Annotated in this window: 17 protein-coding genes and 1 tRNA gene; 9 read left to right on the forward strand and 9 right to left on the reverse strand. The window is 71.2% G+C overall.

Annotated features, from left to right (window positions below):
* The first annotated feature begins 218 nt into the window (after window positions 1-218).
* A complete protein-coding gene (locus tag GH747_RS03960; RefSeq protein ID WP_149768224.1) occupies window positions 219-1184 on the forward strand; it encodes a peptidoglycan-binding domain-containing protein in 966 nt (321 codons plus the stop codon).
* 15 nt (window positions 1185-1199) lie between these two features.
* On the opposite strand, the gene GH747_RS03965 is transcribed toward GH747_RS03960, so the two are convergent.
* Window positions 1200-3368 carry a heparinase II/III domain-containing protein gene (locus GH747_RS03965; protein ID WP_149768225.1) on the reverse strand — a complete coding sequence of 723 codons (2169 nt, stop codon included), beginning with the start codon at window positions 3366-3368 and terminating at the stop codon, window positions 1200-1202.
* Window positions 3369-3474: 106 nt separating this feature from the next.
* Here GH747_RS03965 and GH747_RS03970 point away from each other — a divergent pair, with 106 nt between their 5' ends.
* From GH747_RS03970 to GH747_RS03980, 3 genes are all read left to right on the forward strand, one after another.
* The gene (locus tag GH747_RS03970; protein WP_149768226.1) at window positions 3475-4647 is read left to right on the forward strand and encodes a PucR family transcriptional regulator; all 1173 of its coding nucleotides are present in this window, start codon (window positions 3475-3477) and stop codon (window positions 4645-4647) included.
* 159 nt (window positions 4648-4806) lie between these two features.
* Complete coding sequence (locus tag GH747_RS03975; RefSeq protein ID WP_149768227.1) at window positions 4807-6099, forward strand: NAD(P)/FAD-dependent oxidoreductase; 1293 nt, start codon at window positions 4807-4809, stop codon at window positions 6097-6099.
* 192 nt (window positions 6100-6291) lie between these two features.
* On the forward strand, window positions 6292-6921 hold the full coding sequence (locus GH747_RS03980; RefSeq protein ID WP_407663244.1) for an ACT domain-containing protein: 630 nt from the start codon (window positions 6292-6294) through the stop codon (window positions 6919-6921).
* Between the two features lie 147 nt (window positions 6922-7068).
* Here GH747_RS03980 and GH747_RS03985 read toward each other — a convergent pair whose 3' ends face one another.
* The 4 genes from GH747_RS03985 to upp form a co-directional block, all read right to left on the reverse strand.
* Window positions 7069-7944 carry an SDR family oxidoreductase gene (locus GH747_RS03985; protein ID WP_149768229.1) on the reverse strand — a complete coding sequence of 292 codons (876 nt, stop codon included), beginning with the start codon at window positions 7942-7944 and terminating at the stop codon, window positions 7069-7071.
* 113 nt (window positions 7945-8057) lie between these two features.
* Entirely contained in the window at window positions 8058-9443 is a 1386-nt protein-coding gene (gene pntB, locus GH747_RS03990; protein WP_149768230.1) for a Re/Si-specific NAD(P)(+) transhydrogenase subunit beta, read from the reverse strand.
* 7 nt (window positions 9444-9450) lie between these two features.
* Window positions 9451-10998 carry a Re/Si-specific NAD(P)(+) transhydrogenase subunit alpha gene (locus GH747_RS03995; protein ID WP_149768231.1) on the reverse strand — a complete coding sequence of 516 codons (1548 nt, stop codon included), beginning with the start codon at window positions 10996-10998 and terminating at the stop codon, window positions 9451-9453.
* A 213-nt stretch (window positions 10999-11211) separates the two neighbouring features.
* The gene (gene upp, locus GH747_RS04000) at window positions 11212-11850 is read right to left on the reverse strand and encodes a uracil phosphoribosyltransferase (RefSeq protein ID WP_149768232.1); all 639 of its coding nucleotides are present in this window, start codon (window positions 11848-11850) and stop codon (window positions 11212-11214) included.
* Between the two features lie 107 nt (window positions 11851-11957).
* Here upp and GH747_RS04005 point away from each other — a divergent pair, with 107 nt between their 5' ends.
* The 3 genes from GH747_RS04005 (at window position 11958) to GH747_RS04015 (ending at window position 13024) form a co-directional block, all read left to right on the forward strand.
* Complete coding sequence (locus tag GH747_RS04005; RefSeq protein ID WP_228552764.1) at window positions 11958-12422, forward strand: tRNA adenosine deaminase-associated protein; 465 nt, start codon at window positions 11958-11960, stop codon at window positions 12420-12422.
* A gap of 1 nt (window position 12423) precedes the next feature.
* Window positions 12424-12885 carry a tRNA adenosine(34) deaminase TadA gene (gene tadA / locus GH747_RS04010; RefSeq protein ID WP_228552765.1) on the forward strand — a complete coding sequence of 154 codons (462 nt, stop codon included), beginning with the start codon at window positions 12424-12426 and terminating at the stop codon, window positions 12883-12885.
* A 51-nt stretch (window positions 12886-12936) separates the two neighbouring features.
* A tRNA-Ser gene (locus tag GH747_RS04015) sits at window positions 12937-13024 on the forward strand.
* Between the two features lie 84 nt (window positions 13025-13108).
* Here GH747_RS04015 and GH747_RS04020 read toward each other — a convergent pair.
* Together GH747_RS04020 and GH747_RS04025 are read right to left on the reverse strand one after the other, a co-directional pair.
* A complete protein-coding gene (locus tag GH747_RS04020) occupies window positions 13109-13762 on the reverse strand; it encodes an HAD family hydrolase (protein ID WP_149768234.1) in 654 nt (217 codons plus the stop codon).
* 34 nt (window positions 13763-13796) lie between these two features.
* Window positions 13797-14723: a siderophore-interacting protein gene (locus tag GH747_RS04025; RefSeq protein ID WP_205602747.1), complete on the reverse strand. Its 927-nt coding sequence runs from the start codon at window positions 14721-14723 to the stop codon at window positions 13797-13799.
* 133 nt (window positions 14724-14856) lie between these two features.
* Between GH747_RS04025 and GH747_RS04030 the strand changes: the two genes are divergently transcribed.
* Complete coding sequence (locus tag GH747_RS04030) at window positions 14857-16152, forward strand: chymotrypsin family serine protease (protein ID WP_149768236.1); 1296 nt, start codon at window positions 14857-14859, stop codon at window positions 16150-16152.
* Window positions 16153-16185: 33 nt separating this feature from the next.
* Here the strand turns inward: GH747_RS04030 and GH747_RS04035 are convergent, their stop codons facing one another.
* Together GH747_RS04035 and GH747_RS04040 are read right to left on the reverse strand one after the other, a co-directional pair.
* Window positions 16186-16713: a LytR C-terminal domain-containing protein gene (locus tag GH747_RS04035; protein WP_149768237.1), complete on the reverse strand. Its 528-nt coding sequence runs from the start codon at window positions 16711-16713 to the stop codon at window positions 16186-16188.
* Between the two features lie 2 nt (window positions 16714-16715).
* Complete coding sequence (locus tag GH747_RS04040) at window positions 16716-17012, reverse strand: type II toxin-antitoxin system VapB family antitoxin (protein WP_149768238.1); 297 nt, start codon at window positions 17010-17012, stop codon at window positions 16716-16718.
* A 173-nt stretch (window positions 17013-17185) separates the two neighbouring features.
* On the opposite strand from GH747_RS04040, the gene GH747_RS04045 reads away from it, so the two are divergent.
* The gene (locus GH747_RS04045) at window positions 17186-19306 is read left to right on the forward strand and encodes a DUF6351 family protein (protein WP_205602748.1); all 2121 of its coding nucleotides are present in this window, start codon (window positions 17186-17188) and stop codon (window positions 19304-19306) included.
* The last annotated feature ends 50 nt before the right edge of the window (window positions 19307-19356 follow it).

The following is a 19356-nucleotide window of genomic DNA, read 5'->3' on the forward strand; positions in this document are numbered from 1 at the left end:
CCGTGGGGCGGCGGGGAGATCCGCGCGTTGGTGCCTGAGTGGTCACGTCAGCGTTTCGGGTGACCACGGACGGACCAACGCTGACGGCAGCGTCGTGTCCGAAATATTCGAGATGCATCATTCGGTGCAATACGTAGCGTGGGGACGGATCGCCCCGCGTGGGGAAGCCGACGTCGACCAAGTCGCCGGTGCGCAGGGCGGTCTTCGGGGGGAAGACCATGTCTCGTACGCACCTCGGGCGTACGGCGTCGCTGCTGCTGGCGCCGACCGTCCTGACTCTCGCACTGGCCGCACCGTCCGCCGCCAAGGCGCCGCCGAGTCCGGTCGCGCTGTCGACCATCGAACTGCCGGCGCCGCACATCGGTCCGGTCAGCTGCGCCAAGCCGCAGCCGGGGACCGTGAAGCTCGGCAACCTCCTGGTGAAGACCTGGCCGGTGACGAGCTGGATGGGGGCTCGCGACTGCGGGTCGTCGAGCAGCGAGCACTACGACGGCCGGGCTGTCGACTGGATGACCAACGCCCGCACGGCGAAGGGCAAGAAGCGCGGCAACGACCTGGCCGCGTGGCTGCTGGCGACCGACGCCGCGGGCAACCGCTTCGCGAACGCGCGCCGCCTCGGCGTCATGTACATCATCTGGAACAACCGGATCTGGTCGACCTCGCGGTCGCGCGAGGGGTGGCGCGTCTACAACGGCTGCACCGCGAAGGGCCGCTCCGGCACCGGCAGCGACACCACCTGCCACCGCAACCACGTCCACCTCTCGCTCTCGTGGGCGGGGGCGCGCGGCTACACGTCGTACTGGGACGGCACCGTCGCGGGCGCGAACTACGGGCCGTGCCGGCCGGCTGACCTCAACTGGGCGGGGCGGTACACGAAGCGCCGGGCGACTCCGTGTCCGTGGTACCCGCGCGTGACCGCGCCGAGGGGATCCTCGGCCGTCCACCGCAGCGTGGTGGCGTACTCGGGCCTACGGATCACGAAGGGCATGCGTGGCCCCGCCGTACGAGCGGTCCAGCACGCCCTGCGCATCCCGGTCACCGGCGTGTGGGACGCTTCGTCGCGGGCGCGGATGCGGTCGTACAAGGGGGCGCGCCACCTGGGCGGGTCCGCCGTGGTCGGTGCGGCGACGTGGCGGTCCCTGATCGCTCTCACCGCCCCGAAGCCGAAGGTGCCGACGACCTGAGCCGGCCGATCGCCGTCAGCGTCGCTTCTTGACCTTCACCGTGAGCGTCCCCGAGGTCGCCGTGCGCCAGCCCTTGCTGCCCGCCTTCGCCTTGACGACGACGCGGAAACGCTTCTTGCCCTTCGAGGTCATGCGGACGTTCGTGGCGACCCTGCCGGTCTTCGAGGCGCGCAGCGTGCGGACCTTGCGCCACTTGCCCTTGCGCCACTCCTGGAGCACGACCTTCGCGCGCTTCGCGGGCAGGCCCAGCGACGTGGCACGAGCCTTGAACCGGACCTTCTGACCGACCCGCGCCTTCGCCTTCGACCGGCTGAATGACACCTTCGCCGCCAGCCGTGCGAACTCGTTGACGGACGTCGAGAAGGTGACCGCACGTCCGTTCACCGCGACCCGCAGCGCCTTGCGGCCGCTGCTCGTGGTCCGCGCGACCGACGGCGAGCCGCTGCTGGTGAAGACCGTGACCACGCGCGCGGTCTTGCCCGTCTTCACCGAGATCGGCACGCGGACGACGGAGCCGCGGGTCGAGACGCCGTACGACTGGCCGAGGATCCCGGCCGACGTCGAGCCGGCGTACGTGCGCGGGGCGCCGCTGGTGAGCATGCGGGCACTGCGGGTCGCGCCGGTGGCGTCCTTGCCGGTCATCGAGACCCAGTGGCCACTTGCCTTGGCACTGACACCGGTCGGGAGGACCCACTGCTGCTGGACGGTGCCCGAGGCCTTCGTGGAGCGGACGAGATCCTCGACCACCACGGCGTCGATGGTGCGGAGGTAGTAGACGCAGCGCGCCAGCTCGAAGCCGCTGCCACTCAGGTAGCCCGGGTCGTACACGCACGTACGGTCGCTGCTCGCCGAGGTTGCCGACGCCTTGACCTGCCCGAGGACCGAGCGGTTCGGGGATCCGGGTGCGATCAGCGCGCTGTGGGCGTTGCGGCGGACGACGGCGGAGCGGAGGCTTGAGCCGTTGTACGCGTAGGGGCCGGGGTCGGCGATCCACGAGACTCCGTCGGCGAAGACGGTCAGCGCCGTGGTGTCGGCGTGCCGGTGCGACGGGAGGGCGTACCGGTCGGCGGTCCGCAGCGAGTAGAACGTGGACGACGTGTCGACGCCCGCGACCCACCCGGACCGGCCGAACGCGTAGCCGCCCGCGAAACGGGAGTAGTTGCTCGTCGGCTTGCGACCGCTCGCGCCGGACGTCCGGACCCACTCCGCGCTCGACGACGCCGGGAAGACGCCCGACGGGATGCGCTGGAGGTGGGTGTCGCCGATCGTCTCGAGGTAGCGGTCGGGCCGGCTCGCGTGCGTGAAGAAGGCCCCGCGCGCAGCGATCATCGAGCCGATCGAGGCAGCCGAGCCGCTCGCGCCGTAGACGGTGAAGACGTTGTAGGTGCGGTGCATGATCGTGCCGAGGTACATGCCGTAGCCGGGCGCACCTTCGAGGTCCGAGCCGTCGGAGTGCGCGAGGCGCGCGGCCACCGCGAGCGCCTGCTGGCGTGCCTTGGTGCGCTGTGCCTGGCTGCCTGCCTGCTTCGCGCCTGCGTACGCGGTGAGCTTGAGGTTCATCGTGGTGTTGTTGCCCGACGTGCCGTAGGCGAGGCCCTTCGCCAGCTCGACGCGCAGCTGCGCGGCCGCCCACGCCCGGTCGGTCGACGACGCCGCGAGGCGGTTCATGCAGACGAACGTGCCGATGCGGAAGCCGAGGTACTGGGGGTGGTTCTGCCAGTACGTGCGCTTCTTCACGGGATTGTCGGCGACCCAGTCGCGGACGACGGCGGTGAACCGGCGCTGCATCGCGAGGCCCTCTGCGTCGCCGAGCGCAAGCCCGGTCTTGAGGAGCGGCAGCGCCCAGTGCAGCGAGTGCATGTAGCGGTCGCCGGCCAGGTCGAGCCCGGACTGTGGCTTCCAGGACGGGTTGGCGGCGAGCTTCATCGTGCCGTACTGGTTCATGTCGACGGTGCCGGCCATGATCGCCCGCGCACGCCCCACGTCGGCCCGCGTGAGCGTGCCGAGCGTGTGCATGTTCTCGCAGACCGTGTCGTAGCCGGGCGTGGCTGCCGCGGTCGACGCGGGGGCGGTCGCTGCCTGGGCCACCACGAGGCCGGAGACGCCAAGGGTCGCCGAGACTGCCGCGGCGGTGAGGCGACGGAGCGTACGGGCACGGGCGGGGGTGCTGCGGGGGGAGCGCATAGGGGTCCCATGGTGCCAGGTGTCCGGTTCACGACGGAATGGCCGTCATCGACTCGTGACCGGCGGGCGACAGCCATGCCGGACGAAAACCCCGTACATTTCCGGCATGGACCTGCGTGACGAGGACCTGACGTCCCTAGCGAACTCCCTCGCCGAGCTCGTCGGGGCGCCGATCACGATCGAGGATCCGCAGTCGAGCGTCCTCGCGTACTCGCACAGTCTCGAGGCCGACCGCTCTCAGGCCGTCGACGACGCGCGGATCACGACGATCCTGGGCCGTCAGGTTCCGCCGCACTACCGGGCGCTGCTCGACGACGCCGGCGTCTACGCGCAGATCGCGCGTTCCCACGACGTGGTCACCGTCGACCTTCCAGGGTCGGGGATGACACAGCGGGCCATCGTCGCCGTACGCGACGACACCGGCACGCTCCTCGGGTCGGTCTGGGCAGCCGTGCCGTCCGGTCTCACCGACGCGCAGCGTCAGACGCTCCTCGCCGGCGCTCCCGTCGTGGCGCGCGGGCTCGTCCGCGAGCGCCAGCGCGCCGACTCGTCGCGCCGCCGGACGGTGGAGGTGGTCGAGGCGCTGCTGCGCGGCGGCGACGACGCGGCGCAGGCCGCACGCTCCGTGGGGCTGCGGATGCCGTGCACCGCTCTGGTCCTCGCATCCGACCGCGCTCGCGACAGCGTCCCTGCCCACCGCGCGGGCGCGTTCGTGCTCCACCTCGCCGCCGTCGCTCCGAGTGCGACCGCGGCGCAGGTCGACGAGGTCGTGTACGCGGTGGTCTCCGGTGACGAGGCGGGTGCCTCGCGGCTCGCCCGCGACTTCCTCGCACGCACGCGCGGGCCGCTCGTGATCGGCGTCGGCCGCACGGTGGACACCGCGGAGGCGATCGACGTCTCGGCGCGCGACGCCGACGCGGTGGTCCGTGCGGTCCGCCGCCGGGGGCGTACGGGCGTGGTCGAGACCGTACGCGGCGTCCTCGCCGACGTGGTCGCGCTACGGGCGTCCGACGCACTGGCGGGGTACGAGGAGTTCAGCCCGTTGTCGTCCTTGGAGCGCTTCGACGCCGAGCACCATGCCGACCTGCTGGAGAGCGCCCGCGCGTACCTCGCGCACGGGGGCGACGTCGCCGCCGCGGCCGCCGCGCTGCACGTCCACCCCAACACGCTCCGCAACCGGCTGCGCCGCGCGTCGCAGGCGGCGGGCGTCGACGTCGACGACCCGGACACGCGGCTGCTGCTCGGGCTCGCCCTGAAGCTGCGCGACCTCGACGCCTGACGGCGGGGCGGCAGCGGCGCTCGCGGCGCGCCGGGTTCGGCGCGTTGCGCTCCAGGTGCGCTGCATTCGGGGCGCACTGTGAGATCGCACACCGTGGGGTCGCGGATCGTGGCCGAACGAACAGCCCGCACTGCGCCGTACCCGCCGAGCATGGACGACATGAGCACTCCGGGCAGCGCTGCGAGCGCATCGAGCACCCCCCGCCACGTCGTCGTCGCCGGTGCCGGCATGGTCGGCCTCTCGACCGCGTGGTTCCTCCAGGAGCGCGGCATCCAGGTGACGGTCGTCGACCGCACCGGGGTCGCCGCCGGCTCGTCGTGGGGCAACGCCGGGTGGATCTCGCCCGCGCTGACGCTGCCGCTCGCCGAGCCCGCCGTCCTCAAGTACGGCCTGAAGGCGATGCTCAGCCCGACCTCCCCCGTGTACGTTCCGCTGACCGCCGACCCGAAGCTGCTGCGCTTCCTCGTCGGCTTCGCCCGTCACTGCACCCCGGCGAAGTGGCGCTCCGCCATGGCGGTGTTCACCGAGCTGAACCGCGACGCGCTCGGCACGTATGACGCCCTCTCCGACGGCGGCTCGGCCGGTCACGCCGTCCGCGAGCCGCTGCGAGACGCCGACCCGTTCCTCGCCGGCTTCGCGTCGGTCGAGGACCGCAAGACCCTCGTCGACGAGCTCGCCCACGTCGTCGCCTCGGGCGGCTCGGTCGACTACGACCTGCTCAGCGCCGACGAGATCCGTTCGCTCGAGCCGACGCTCGGTGACGGAGTGCGTGCGGGCGTGCGGATGCTCGGGCAGCGCTACGTGAACCCGCCCGCGTACGTCGCCTCGCTCGCCGAGTCCGTCGTCGCGCGCGGCGGTGTGCTGCAGAGCGGGTTCGACGTCGTGGACGTGGTCGACCTGGGCGCGCGTGGAGTCGAGGTCGTGGCCCGAGACGGCGAGCGGGTCCACGCCGACGCCGTCGTGCTCGCCACCGGCACGTGGCTGGGCGAGCTCGCCCGGTCGTTCGGGGTGAAGCGCGTGGTGCAGGCCGGCCGCGGCTACAGCTTCACCGTCGTGCCCGAGCACATGCCGAAGAACCCGATCTACTTCCCGGTGCAGCGGGTCGCCTGCACGCCGCTCGGCGACCGCCTCCGCGTCGCCGGCACGATGGAGTTCCGTGCGCCCGACGCGCCGCTGGAGCCGCGTCGCATCGAGGCGATCGTCGCTTCCGCGCGGCCGATGTTCACCGGCGTCGACTGGGACGCGCGCCAGGAGGAGTGGGTCGGTTCGCGGCCGTGCACGACCGACGGGCTGCCGCTGGTCGGCGCGACCCGTTCGCCCCGCGTCCACGTCGCCGGCGGGCACGGCATGTGGGGCATCGCCCTCGGCCCGCTCACCGGCCGCATGGTCGCCGACGGGCTGACCGGTCGCGCCCTCCCGTCGTACGCCCCCCGGCTCGACCCGCTCCGCTGACGCGGCGGCGCGCGGCGCCGTGCTCGCCGGTCTAGGCCCGACATTCTGGGGCGTACCAGGATGACTCGGTCATGGCTCCGTGCCGAGTCGGTATGCTTCGCGAGGCAACAGGCCGTGGTCACCGTCGACCGCGTACGCGCGCACTCCGGGCGCGCGCTCGGCTGAACGGAGGAGTCGGACCCCATGGCATTTCTGCTGCGCATCGAGCTGCCGGACGTCCCAGGATCGCTCGGCGCCGTCGCGACCGCGCTCGGTGGGGCAGGCGCCGACATCCACGCGATCGAGATCGTGGAGCACCGCTCGGACGGCAAGGCGGTCGACGACGTGCTGCTCGAGCTGCCGGTGACGACGATGCCGGACAAGCTCATCACCGCGTGCCACCACCTCGAAGGCGTGCGCGTGCAGTGGATCTCCCGCTACAACGCCGGCGCGAACCTGTCGATGGACCTCGAGGCCGTCGAGGCGTTCACCGCCGAGCCCGCACGGGCCCTCGAGAGTCTGACCGAGAAGATCCCCGAGACGTTCCGTGCCGACTGGGCGCTGCTGGTCGCCCGGGCACACGTGGGGCTGCACGTCCTCCACGCGACCCCGACCGCGCCCGAGCGCGTGCCCGACGTCGAGGCGTGGTTCACGATGGACCACGCGCAGCGGCTCAGCCCGGTCGCCGACTGGGGCTCGATGGTCCTCGCCGGCGCCCCCGTCCCGCACCGCGACGCGGCCGTCCTCTTCGGGCGGCACGGGGGCCCGCCGATCCTCGACTCCGAGATCGCCCGGCTCGGGCACATCGTCGGCCTCGCGGCATCGGTGAGCGCGGCGGTCTAGCCCGCACACCTCGCCCGGCGTCGGTGGCTCAGCGTCCACCTTCGCGCGGCGTCGGTGCCTCAGCGTCCACCCTCGCGGCGCGGGTGGACGCCAGCGCACCGACGCGAGGCCCGAAGTGGACGCCAGCGCACCGACGCGAGGCCGGGTCTAGCCCTTCGTCACGGGGACGTGGGCCGAGTGGTTGCGGCCCAGCGCCTCGACCTCGCGCTCCATCGCCGGCACGGTCTTCTTGACCAGGCGCTTGGCGACCGGCTCGGCGAGTGCGGAGCTGAAGATCGGCTTGGTGAAGTTGGCGACCGCGACGCCCTTGGGCACGTAGACCCGACGCTTCTTCTTGGCCATCCCGTGCGCGATCGCCTCGACGCAGTCCTCGAGCGACGTCGTACCGTTCGCCGGCCACGGCAGCCGTCGGCGGATCGCCTTGAACGACGGGAGGTCCGCCTCTGCGCCGCGCACGATGTCGGTGTCGATCCACGACGGGTGGCAGACGCCGACCCTCACGCCCTGGACCCACATCTCCTGCCGGTACGCGAGAGCGAGCGCCTCGGCGCCGGCCTTGCTGGCGTTGTACGGGGCGAGTCCGGCCAGCGGCGTGAAGGCGGCGAGCGACGAGACGACGAGGACGTATCCCTTGCTCGCGATCACGTGCGGGGTGACTGCCCGCAGCGTGCGGAAGACGCCGTTGAGGTTCACGTCGACCACCCGCTCGAACGCCTCGGGGTCGATCTGGCGGACGGTGCCGTAGGACGCGATGCCGGCGTTGGCGAGGACGTGGTCGATGCGGCCGAAGTGCGCGGCGGCGGCATCCACGGCGGCGGAGACGCCGTCGGTGTCGCGGACGTCGGCCTCCCACCAGGCCGCGGCGTCGCCGAGATCTGCGGCGACGGCGGCGAGCTCGTCGGGCTCGAGGCCGATGAGGGCGACGCGCCCGCCGCGGCGGACGTACTCGCGAGCGACACCTGCGCCGATGCCGCGCGCGGCTCCGGTGATGACGGCAACCTTGCCGGTGAACGTGGAGGTCATCAGGTCAAGATACCGACGGTATCCGAAATGCGCCACCCTCGATGTTACATAAGTGCAGAAACGGTACGACCCGGGAGCCGACGCGGGCTCCCGGGTCGTACGACGTCGAACGCCTAGAGCGCCTTGAGGATGTCCTCGACCCGCTCCTTGGCGTCGCCGAAGAGCATCTGGCTGTTCTCGCGGAAGAACAACGGGTTCTGGACGCCGGCGTAGCCTGCGGCCATCGACCGCTTGAACACGATGACGTTCTCGGCCTCCCAGACCCGCAGCACCGGCATGCCGGCGAGCGGGCTGGTGGGGTCCTCGGCGGCGGCCGGGTTGACCGTGTCGTTGGCGCCGATGACCAGGACCACCGACGTGTCGGCGAGGTCGTCGTTGATCTCGTCCATCTCGAGCACGATGTCGTACGGGACCTTGGCCTCGGCGAGCAGCACGTTCATGTGCCCGGGGAGGCGTCCCGCGACCGGGTGGACTCCGAAGCGCACCTCGACGCCGCGGTCACGCAGCTTGCGGACGAGATCGGCCACGGGGTACTGCGCCTGGGCGACCGCCATGCCGTACCCGGGTGTGATGACGACCGAGCGTGCGCTGGTGAGCAGGTCGGCGGTGTCGACGGCGGTGATCTCACGGTGCTCGCCGTAGTCCTTGTCGTCGCCGCTCGAGGCCTCGATGCCGAAGCCGCCGGCGATGACGGAGATGAACGACCGGTTCATCGCCTGGCACATGATGTACGACAGGTACGCACCGGACGACCCGACCAGCGCGCCGGTGACGATCAGCAGGTCGTTGTTGAGCAGGAAGCCCGACGCGGCGGCAGCCCACCCCGAGTAGCTGTTGAGCATCGACACGACCACCGGCATGTCGCCGCCGCCGATCGAGGCCACGAGGTGCCAGCCGAGCGCGAGCGCGAGGGCGGTGACGACGATCAGCAGGGTGAGGTTCGGGGTGATGACGAACCAGACCGTCAGCGCGACGAAGAGGACGAGCGCCCCGATGTTGATCGCGTTCTTGCCCGGAAGCATCAACGGGGCCGAACGCATCTTGGCCGACAGCTTCAGGTTGGCGACGATCGATCCGGTGAACGTCACGGCGCCGATGAAGATGCCGATGAAGATCTCGGCGTGGTGGATGTCGGCCAGCGACCCCGTGAGGTGGTTCGGCGCCAGGTAGCCGTTCCAGCCGACCAGCACCGCGGCCAGACCCACGAAGGAGTGCAGCAGCGCGATGAGCTCGGGCATCTGGGTCATCGCGACGATGCGCGCACGCCACAGGCCGATGGCGGCGCCGATCACGACGGCGACCAGCAGCAGCGCGATCGCGGTGCCGTCAGCGACGTCGGCGACGAGCGCGAACGTCGCGACCAGTGCGATCGCCATGCCGGTGATGCCGTACCAGACGCCGTTGCGCGACGTCTCGTGCCGCGACAGGCCGGCGAGGGAGAGGATGAACAGCAGCGACGCGACGACGTACGCGGCGGTGGCAGCACTCTGTGCGGTCATGTCGGCGTCAGTCCTTCGAGAACATGCTGAGCATGCGACGGGTCACGGCGAACCCGCCGAAGACGTTGATGGAGGCCAGCAGGATCGCGATGAACGACAGCACACGGATCGTGGTGGCGTTGTCGGCCCCGTCGCCGATCGAGATCTGCAGCATCGCGCCGACGACGATGATGCCGCTGATCGCGTTGGTCACCGACATCAGCGGTGTGTGCAGCGCGTGGTGCACCTTGCCGATCACGTAGTAGCCGATGACGACCGCGAGCGTGAGCACGGTGATGTGCTCGGGGAGCGGCGCCGGCGCGAAGGCGTTGACCAGGAACAGCGCGAGGATGCCCGAGCCGATCAGGCCCCACTTGACGGCGGGGTTCGGTGGTCGCTTCTCCGTGACGACGGCGGGCGTCGCGGCCGGGGCGGTGGTGGCCGGGGTGGCTGAGACGGAGACCGGCGGCGGCGGCCACGTCTTCTCGCCGTCGCGCACGACGGTCACGCCGCGCTGGACGACGTCGTCGAAGTCGAGGACGAGCTGACCGTCCGTGCCGGGAGTGAGCAGCTTGAGCAGGTTGACCAGGTTGGTGCCGTACAGCTGCGAGGCCTGGGTGGGGAGGCGGGCAGCGAGGTCGGTGTAGCCGAGGATCGTGACGCCGTTGTCGGTGACGACCTTCTCGCCGGCGACCGATCCGGCGACGTTGCCGCCCTGGGCCGCAGCCATGTCGACGATGACGCTGCCCGGCTTCATGCTCGCCACGTCGGCCTCGGTGATGAGCCGCGGTGCCGCACGCCCGGGGATCAGCGCGGTCGTGATGATGATGTCGACGTCGGCGGCCTGCTCGGAGTAGATCTCCGCAGCGCGACGGTCGTACGCCTCGCTCGTCGCCTTGGCATACCCGTCGGTCGAGACCTCCTGCTCGGCGTCGACCTCGAGGTACTCGCCGCCGATCGACTTGACCTGGTCGGCGACCTCGGGCCGTGGGTCGGTGGCGCGGACGATCGCGCCGAGGCTGCTCGAGGCGCCGATCGCCGCGAGGCCCGCCACGCCGGCGCCGGCGACGAGCACCTTGGCCGGCGGCACCTTGCCCGCGGCGGTGACCTGCCCGGTGAAGAAGCGGCCGAACTCGTGCGCAGCCTCGACCACGGCGCGGTAGCCGGCGATGTTGGCCATCGACGAGAGGACGTCCATCGACTGCGCGCGCGAGATGCGCGGGACCGCGTCCATCGCGAGGACCGTCAGGTTGCGCTGGGCGAGCTCGTCGACGAGCGCCTCGTTGAGGGCGGGTGAGACGAGGCTGACCAGGGTCGCGTCGTCCGAGAGGAGAGCGATCTCGTCCGTCGCGGGCGCATTGATCTTGAGCACGAGGTCGGCCTGCCAGGCCTCGTCGCGCGCCACGATCGAGGCCCCGACCTCGTCGTACGCCTCGTCGGAAAAGCTGGACGCTTTGCCTGCACCGGACTCGACCACGACGTCGTACCCCAGCTTGATCAGCTGAGTGACCGTCGCCGGAGTCCCAGCGACGCGTGTCTCACCCGGCGAGGTCTCCTTGACCACGCCGATCTTCATTCGGCAGACGTTATCTCCACGCCGCCTCAGACGACCAGTGGGTGAGATGTGCGTCTCATCTTGTGGGAGCGGTGGGTGTTGGGCGGCACAACTTTTTCTGTAGCCTCACCGACCGTGACCTGGGGAAACATACCCGCCCCGCGTCGGTGCCCCAGCGTCCACCCGCGCGGCGTGGGTGGACGCTGATCCACCGACCGGCAGCGCCCGCAGGCCTCAGACCACGCCGTACAGACGGTCGCCCGCGTCGCCCAGCCCCGGCACGATGTAGCCGACCTCGTTGAGCTTCTCGTCGACCGCTGCGACGACGAGCGAGACGGGTACGCCGATGTCGGCGAGGTCGGCCTCGACGCGTGCGATGCCCTCGGGTGCTGCGAGCAGGCAGACCGCCGTGATCGCCGAGCAGCCACGGGTCACGAGGAACTCGATCGCCGCCGACAGGGTGCCACCGGTCGCGAGCATCGGGTCCAGGACGTACGCCTGACGGCCGGTGAGGTCGTCGGGGAGGCGTTCGGCGTACGTCGCCGGCTCGAGCGTCTCCTCGTCGCGGATCATCCCGAGGAACCCGACCTCGGCCGTGGGGAGCAGGTGCTGCATGCCTTCGAGCATCCCGAGCCCGGCGCGCAGGATGGGCACGATCAGCGGCTTCGGCGGGGCGAGGCGGACACCCTCGGCGATCGCCACCGGAGTGGTCACCTGGACCGCCTCGACCCGGACGTCACGCGTCGCCTCGTAGGTGAGGAGCGTGACCAGCTCGTCGGTGAGCCTGCGGAACGTCGGCGAGTCGGTCGACGCGTCGCGGAGCGTGGTGAGCTTGTGCGCGACCAGCGGATGGTCGACGACGTGGATGTCCATGACCGGAACACTACCGATGAGCGAACTCGCGGCGCCTTCCCAACACGGGATCGCGAACCTCTGTCATTCTCGTGTGTACGTGCTTCGACGCGCTGAGGAGGTGTGCCGTGCAGGACGACGTGGACGTCGCCGTCCTCGCCTATCGCGAGGCGGGCGTCTGGACCTTGACCCGGCTGCCCCACGGGGTGGGCGAGGACGTCGCCGAGCTGGAGCGCGCCCTGCGGCCCTTCCCGTCCGAGTGCGGTGTGCTCGGCATGGTCGCGATCGACGAGGACTTCTTCGTGCTGGCCCGGGTCTCCGGCGACCACACGCGCCTGCTGCTGTCGGACATCACAGCGGTCGACGAGTGGCCGCTCGCGAGCTCGGTGGCCGACGAGCTCGACCTGCCCGACCCGGAGGACGACGACGACCCGCAGCCGGCAGGAGACATGGAGATCCTCGCGGACCTCGGCGTCACGGCGATCGACCTCGCGGTGATGCTCGACGACCCCGACGCCTACCCGGACGAGGTGCTCGGTGACATCGCGGAGCGCCTGGGCTTCGGCGCTGCCTACCAGGCGCTCATCGGCTGACATGTCCTCGCTCTCGCACGACGAGACTCTGATGGGTCGTGCGCTCGACCTTGCGACCCGCGCCCTGGAGTCCGGCGACGTTCCGGTCGGTGCCGTGGTCGTCGACGCCGACGGCACGGTGATCGGCGAGGGGTGGAACGCTCGCGAGCGTGACGGCGACCCGACCGCGCACGCCGAGGTGGTCGCGCTGCGGTCCGCAGCGCAGGCTCGGGGCGAGTGGCGGCTCGAGGGCTGCTCGCTGGTGGTCACGCTCGAGCCGTGCACGATGTGCGCCGGCGCACTGGTCCTCGCGCGGGTCTCGCGGCTGGTGTTCGGCGCGTACGACGACAAGGCGGGCGCCGTCGGCTCGCTGTGGGACGTGGTCCGCGACAGGCGGCTCAACCACCGGCCGGAGGTGCGTGCGGGGGTCCGCGCTGAGGAGGCGTCGGCCCAGCTGCTGGCGTTCTTCGCCGAGCACCGCTGAGGGGCCGACCCGGTTTGGGAGCCGCAGACCCGGTCCGGTAATCTCTCCTGCGGTGGCGTGTCCGAGCGGCCGAAGGTGCAACACTCGAAATGTTGTGTAGGGAAACCTACCGTGGGTTCAAATCCCACCGCCACCGCCAGACGAACCCCGCCCGGGATCCCGGGCGGGGTTCAGTGCTTTCCGAGCCCACGCGCGGGCCGAGCGGCAGCGTGGGCGCGGGGCTCTAGCCGAGGCCGGCGACCAGCTCAGGAGTGATCGCGTCGACCCGGTCCACCGTGATCGCGGCGAGAGCAAGAGCGTCGTCGGCAGGCGGGTACGAGGGGTTGGGTACCGCGATCACCGTCATCCCAGCCGCGTGGGCCGAGCGGAGCCCGTTCGAGGAGTCCTCGACGGCGACGCAGGCCCGCGGGTCGACGCCGAGCCGGGTCGCTGCCTCGAGATAGACGTCGGGCGCTGGCTTGCCGCGGTCGACCTCCTCGCTCGACACCACGGCACCGAACGACGGCGCGAGACCTGCGAGCTCGAGGACGAGGTCGATCAGCTCGCGGTTGGCCGACGAGGCGACGGCGAGCGGGTACGCCCGGGCGAGCGCGGTCACGGCGTCGACCGCCCCCGGGAGCAGCGGCAGCGCCTCGCGGTATCCAGCGGCCATCGCGTCGACGACGGTGCGCCCGATCTGCTCGGGCGGGTCGGGCACCCCGAGGTCGTCGTGCAGGTAGCGCTCCCACTCGGGTGCGCTCATCCCCTGCATCGCGCGCGTCGCGTCGTCGGGGAACGGTCTGCCTGCTGCCGCGACCAGGTCACGTCGCGCCGCGTCCCAGCGCTCCTCGGAGTCGACCAGCACCCCGTCCATGTCGAACACGACGGCTTCGATCATGGCTCGGAGCCTACGGGAGGTCGGGCGGTGTCGATCAGGACTCGGGTCGCCCGAGCCGCCAGTAACCCATGAACGCGACCGAGCGCCGATCGACGCCGCGCTCGGAGACGAGGAACCGGCGGAGCGTCTTGATGACGGCGGACTCGCCGGCCAGCCAGGCGTACAGGTCGCCGGTTGGCGGGAGCGGCATGCCGCGGTCGTCGAGCGGGACCTCCCACAGGATGTCGCGGTCGACGTCGATGTCGTCGAGCGTCGCGCTGGGAGAGGCCGTCGCGTCGCCGAGCATCGCCGACGCCACCTTGCGCACCGCGGGGATCAGGCGCTCGCCGTGCGGGGAGCCCTCACGGGCGAGCCAGGTCAGAGCGACGCCGGGGGGACGGTCGAGGTCGATGAAGTCCTCCGCATGCGGCACCTCGATCACGGCGTGGCCGCAGACGTCGCTCGGGAGGTCCTCGAGGATGCGGCTGATCGCCGGCACCGCGGTCTCGTCGCCGACGAGGAGCAGCGGTCGGTCTGCGGGCGGGACAGCGAACTCGATCGCGCCGTGCGGGCCCGGGTGCAGCGCGTTCGGGCCCATCAGGACAGCGCGGGAGCCGGTGCGGCAGGAGCCGGCGAAGCGCCCGGCGGGTCCCGTGGGTCCGTGCATCACGACGTCGATGTCGACCTCGCGCGCTGCAGGGCGTACGGAGCGGATCGTGTACGTGCGGAGCGGGTTGCGGTGCTCGTCGGGCAGGGCCTGCCACTCGCCGTACCAGTCAGAGCCGCTCGGAGCGTGGTCGTAGCCGCCGGTCGCGTCCGGCAGCATCAGCTTGATGCGCTGGTCGAAGCCGTTGTCGGCCATCTCGTGGAGGTCGTCACCGCGGAACGTGAGCCGTACGAACGAGCGTGAGAGCAGGGTGGTCCGCGCGACCTCGACGTCGAAGAACCGCCATGCCTGGACGGCGGTGTCGGTGGTGGTCACATGACCTCCTGCTGAGGGGACGGACTGCGGAGGGACCGCTAGCAGAGGTAAGCCTAACCAAACGACTCCACTGCGGTCCAGGGCGGCAGGCGCTAGCGTCCCTGCTACGAACCTTGCGACAAAGGAGCCCAGCATGAAGACTCCACGCCTGCTCGTACTCGCCCCGGCCGCCGCTCTGGCGCTCGGGGCCGGACTGCTCGTCGCCGCCGGGTCCCCGGCACAGGGTGACGACGCGACACTCGACACCGCCGCCGCAACGGACGCAGTCACCGCCGCGTCCACCGCGGTCGTCCTCGCGGAGGACGGCCCACAACCGACCACCCTCCAGCGCACCGTCGCCGATCGCGTGACCGCGCTGCTCACCCCGAGAGGCGACAAGCCCGCCGACGGCGTGCCCGTGAGCCTCGACGTCGGCCTGATCGGCGTCACGGGCAGCCCCGTCGAGGGCTACACGCTCGTCGTCACCCAGGGCACCGACGGCAAGGCGCTCGTCAGCCGCCTGACGTCGGGTCTGCCGCTGACGGCCCGCCGTCTCCTCACCGTCGAGACCTCCGAACGGACGACCGACGAGCTCCGCAACGCCTGGGACGGCGTACGGGGCGAGCGCTGGCGCTCGGCGGCCGCGGTCCCGACCGGGGCGTACGGGCTGGACCTCGACCCGGAGCTCGAGGCCGTCGTGGTCGACGTCGAAGGTGCTGAACCGGCTGCGCTGGCCAGGCTCAGCGACGAGGCGGCATCGGTCGAGGGGGCGCCGCCGGAGGCGGTCGTCGTGCGCTACACGGGTGAAGCGGCGCGTACGTCGCGGGCCGCCGACACCGCGCCGCACTGGGCGGGGGCACGGATCTCGGCCTCGACGGGCGTCTGCTCGTCCGGGTTCGCGGTCAAGAGCAAGACGTCGAGCACCCGGTACGGCGTGGTCGCCGGACACTGCGGTCCGAACGGCACCGCGTGGTACTCGGGCAGCAACTACTTCGGGCGTACGGCGGCGAGATCGAGCTATCCCGACTACGACCAGGCCCTGCTCAGCGGCTCGACGTACTCGAACTATCTCTACACCGACGGCCGCGACACCGAGGACGTCCGCGTCGTCGGGGCCGCCAACGACGGGTCGATCGGCGACTCGGTCTGCGCGTCGGGCTACGTCTCGAAGTCGATCTGCGGGATCAAGATCAAGAGCCTGTCAGCGACGTTCTGCGACGACGGCGGGTCCTCGTGCACGACGTACCTCATGCGGGGCCGGCGGGACGACGACCTGCGGATCGTCTACCAGGGCGACAGCGGCGGGCCTGTCTACTGGCGCAACCCCGACGCCGCCCGCGCGTCGATCCGCGGCATGGTCATCGCGTACGACATGAGCGGCGTCCGCCTGTACGCGGAGCGCTACACGTCGATCTCCAACCACCTCGGGGTGGTGGCGGTCACGAGCTGACGACGGTGGCGCCGGCCGTCGGGGCGGGGGAGCTCAGAGGGTCGGCGCCACCGGAGCGCACATGGTGAAGCGGGCCTTCGCCTTGACGGCGGGGGTCGGGGTCTTCTTCAGGCCCTTGAAGTCGGTGCCGATGTAGACGGCGACGCTCGCCTCGTCCTCGGGTGTGCCCTTCGTGTACTGGACCTTGCCCTTGAACTGGGCACCGACGAGTCGTGCGTCGGCGCGCTTGGGGTCGCGGGCGACGACGCGGACGTTGGCGACGCGGGTGTCGGCGGGGGCGTTGCCGACGGTGCCGCGGATGAAGCCGATGCCCTCGAGGTTGATCATCGTGCGGTTGGCGAGCCCGGAGCGGCCGCCGGCGTTCAGGACGTTCACGCTGACCTGACTGGTCGTCAGCTGCTCGCCCGGCTCGAGCGTGCGGTTGCGGCACGAGCTGACGTCGTCGGCGTCGGGCAGGCCCGGCGCCTCGGCGAAGAGGAGACGAACCCCGGAGTAGGTGCCGCCGATGAGGATGACGGTGAGCACCGACAGCGTGAGGAACGTGCGCAGGCCGCGGCTCATGATCACCTGTCCATCGCGTAGATACGTGCGTGCATGACCTGGCGCTGCTGCAGCGCCGCACGGAGGGCGCGGTGCAGCCCGTCCTCGAGGTAGAGGACGTTCTGCCACTCGACGACGTGCGGGAACAGGTCGCCGAAGAACGTCGAGTCCTCGTCGAGGAGGCTGGCGAGGTCGAGCTGCCGCTTGACCGTGACGAGGGTGTCGAGCCTGACCTGCTGCGGCGGCAGCTTCGCCCACTGGCTCTGGGTCAGGCCGTGGTCGGGATACGGCCGGCCTTCGCCCACTCCTCGGAAGATCACCACTGCAGTGTAGTCAGGCGGCCGAGTCGCCTCGGTCTGCGCGCGTCCGGTCCGCGGCCGCTGGTTGTGCGGCATCGCTGGACGTGACCTGGCTCACACACTAGTTTCATCGGGCGGGACCATCTGCCCCCGCCCGGCCGAGCCCGGTGGCTCGATGGCGAGAGGTTGTGCTCATGGGAGGGAAACGTGCATGGGGGGCTGTCCCCGCGGCGGGCGTGATGGTCGCGGGACTGCTGGTCGCGGGACTGGCGACCTCCCCCGCGAACGGCGCCGTCGCCGCAGGAGGTGATCGCGGGCACGGGCGGACGCTCTCGCTCGAGACGGTCTCCAACCCGCGGTCCGACCTGGTCAGCGGCGGCGACGTCCTCGTCCGGGTGAGCGGAGCAGCCGACGACGCGCGCGTGACCGTCCTCGTCAACGGACGCCGTACGCACACCTCGCTCGTCGAGCAGCCCGACGGGAGTCGTCTCGGACTCGTCACCGGGCTGCGCAACGGCGTCAACCTCGTGTCCGCCCACTCCGGCTGGCGCCTCGACGCGCAGGTCGTCCGGAACCACCGCATCGAGGGGCCGGTGCTCTCCGGCAAGCAGCAGACTCCGTTCTACTGCGAGACGGAGGCGTTCGGGCTCGGCGCGGCGACGCAGCCGGACTGCAGCGCGCAGACGACCGTGACCTACCAGTACCGAGCCGGCAACGCGTTCAAGGCCCTCGCCGACCCGACGCAGGTCCCCGCCGACGCGGCGACCGTGACGGTGGGCGGACGGACGTTCCCGTACGTCGTGCGCGTCGAGACCGGCACGATCGACCGGGCGGTCTACCAGGTCGCGGGCCTGTACGACGGCACCGACCCCTCGCCGACGGCGTCCGAGGGCACATGGAACGACCGGCTCGTCTACACCTTCGGCGGCGGCTGCAACGGCGGCTACCACCAGGGCGCGAGCACCGGCGGCGTGCTGGACCACATGATGCTGTCGCAGGGCTACGTCGTGGCGTCGTCGTCGCTGAACGTCCTCGACAACAACTGCAGCCCGATCATCTCCGCAGAGGCCGCGATGATGGTCAAGGAGCACGTCGTCGAGACGTACGGCGAGCCCCTGCACACGATCGGGTGGGGGGGCTCCGGCGGCGCGATCCAGCAGTACACGATCGCCGAGACGTACCCGGGCATCATCGACGGCATCATCCCGAGCATCGGCTTCCCCGACGTCGTCACCACGAACGGTCCCAACGCCGACTGCCGGCTGCTGCAGCGCTTCTACGCGGGTGCCGGAGCGTCGTGGACCGACGAGCAGAAGCGTGCCGCGACGGGCTTCCTCAACCTCAGCAGCTGCCTGTCGTGGGACGTCGCCTTCGCGAACCGCATCACCGCCACCGACTCGTGCCCCGCGGTGATCCCGGTCGAGGTGCGCTGGAACGCGGCGACCAACCCCGACGGCGTGCGCTGCGCCGCGATGGAGCAGTTCGCCAACCAGGTGGGCCGCGACCCCAAGACCGGTTTCGTGCGCAGCCCGCTCGACAACATCGGCCAGCAGTACGGCCTCGCCGCGCTGAAGGCGGGGTCGATCGACGCCGAGCAGTTCGTGACGCTCAACGAGAAGATCGGCGGGTACGACCCCGCGGGCGCCGTGGTGCCACAGCGGAGCCGCGCGGACCTGAAGGCCGTCAAGGCGTCGTACAAGTACGGGATGATCAACACGGCGTCGCGCGGTCTGGCCGACACCCCGATCATCGACCTCCGCACGTACGCCGACGTGGCCGGCGTCCCGGCCAACTTCCACACGGCCGAGTGGTCGTTCGTCATGCGGGAGCGGCTGCGCAAGGCCAACGGCAACGCCGACAACCAGGTGATCGTGGCGCACCTGCCGGTGCCGGCGCTCTCCGCCGCGGCGTACGCGCACGCGCTGGGGTCGATGGACGCGTGGCTGACCGCGATCGGTCGGGACGCAGGTCGCGGCTCGAAGTCCGCGAAGGTCGTACGCAACAAGCCGGCGTCCCTGACCGACGGGTGCTACCTGCCCACCGGGCAGCTCGTCGGCACCGACTGGGCCGCAGGCGGCGACGCCTGCGCGTCGATCTACAAGATCGGCTCGAACCCGCGCCAGGTGGCCGGGCAGTCGAAGGCACAGGACGTCCTCGCCTGCGCGTTCAAGCCGATCCGCTGGTCGGACTACCCGGTGACGTTCACCAACGACCAGAAGGCGCGCCTCCAGGCGGCGTTCCCGGACGGCGTGTGCGACTACACGAAGAAGTCGCGCGGCTGGGCGGCGCCGGCCAGCACCTGGCAGCGGTTCTGAGCGAACGCCTCGACGACGAAGGTCGAGGTCACGTGCCGGCGGCTCGGGCG

It is taken from the genome of Mumia xiangluensis (assembly GCF_010994095.1).
GTDB lineage: Bacteria > Actinomycetota > Actinomycetes > Propionibacteriales > Nocardioidaceae > Mumia > Mumia xiangluensis.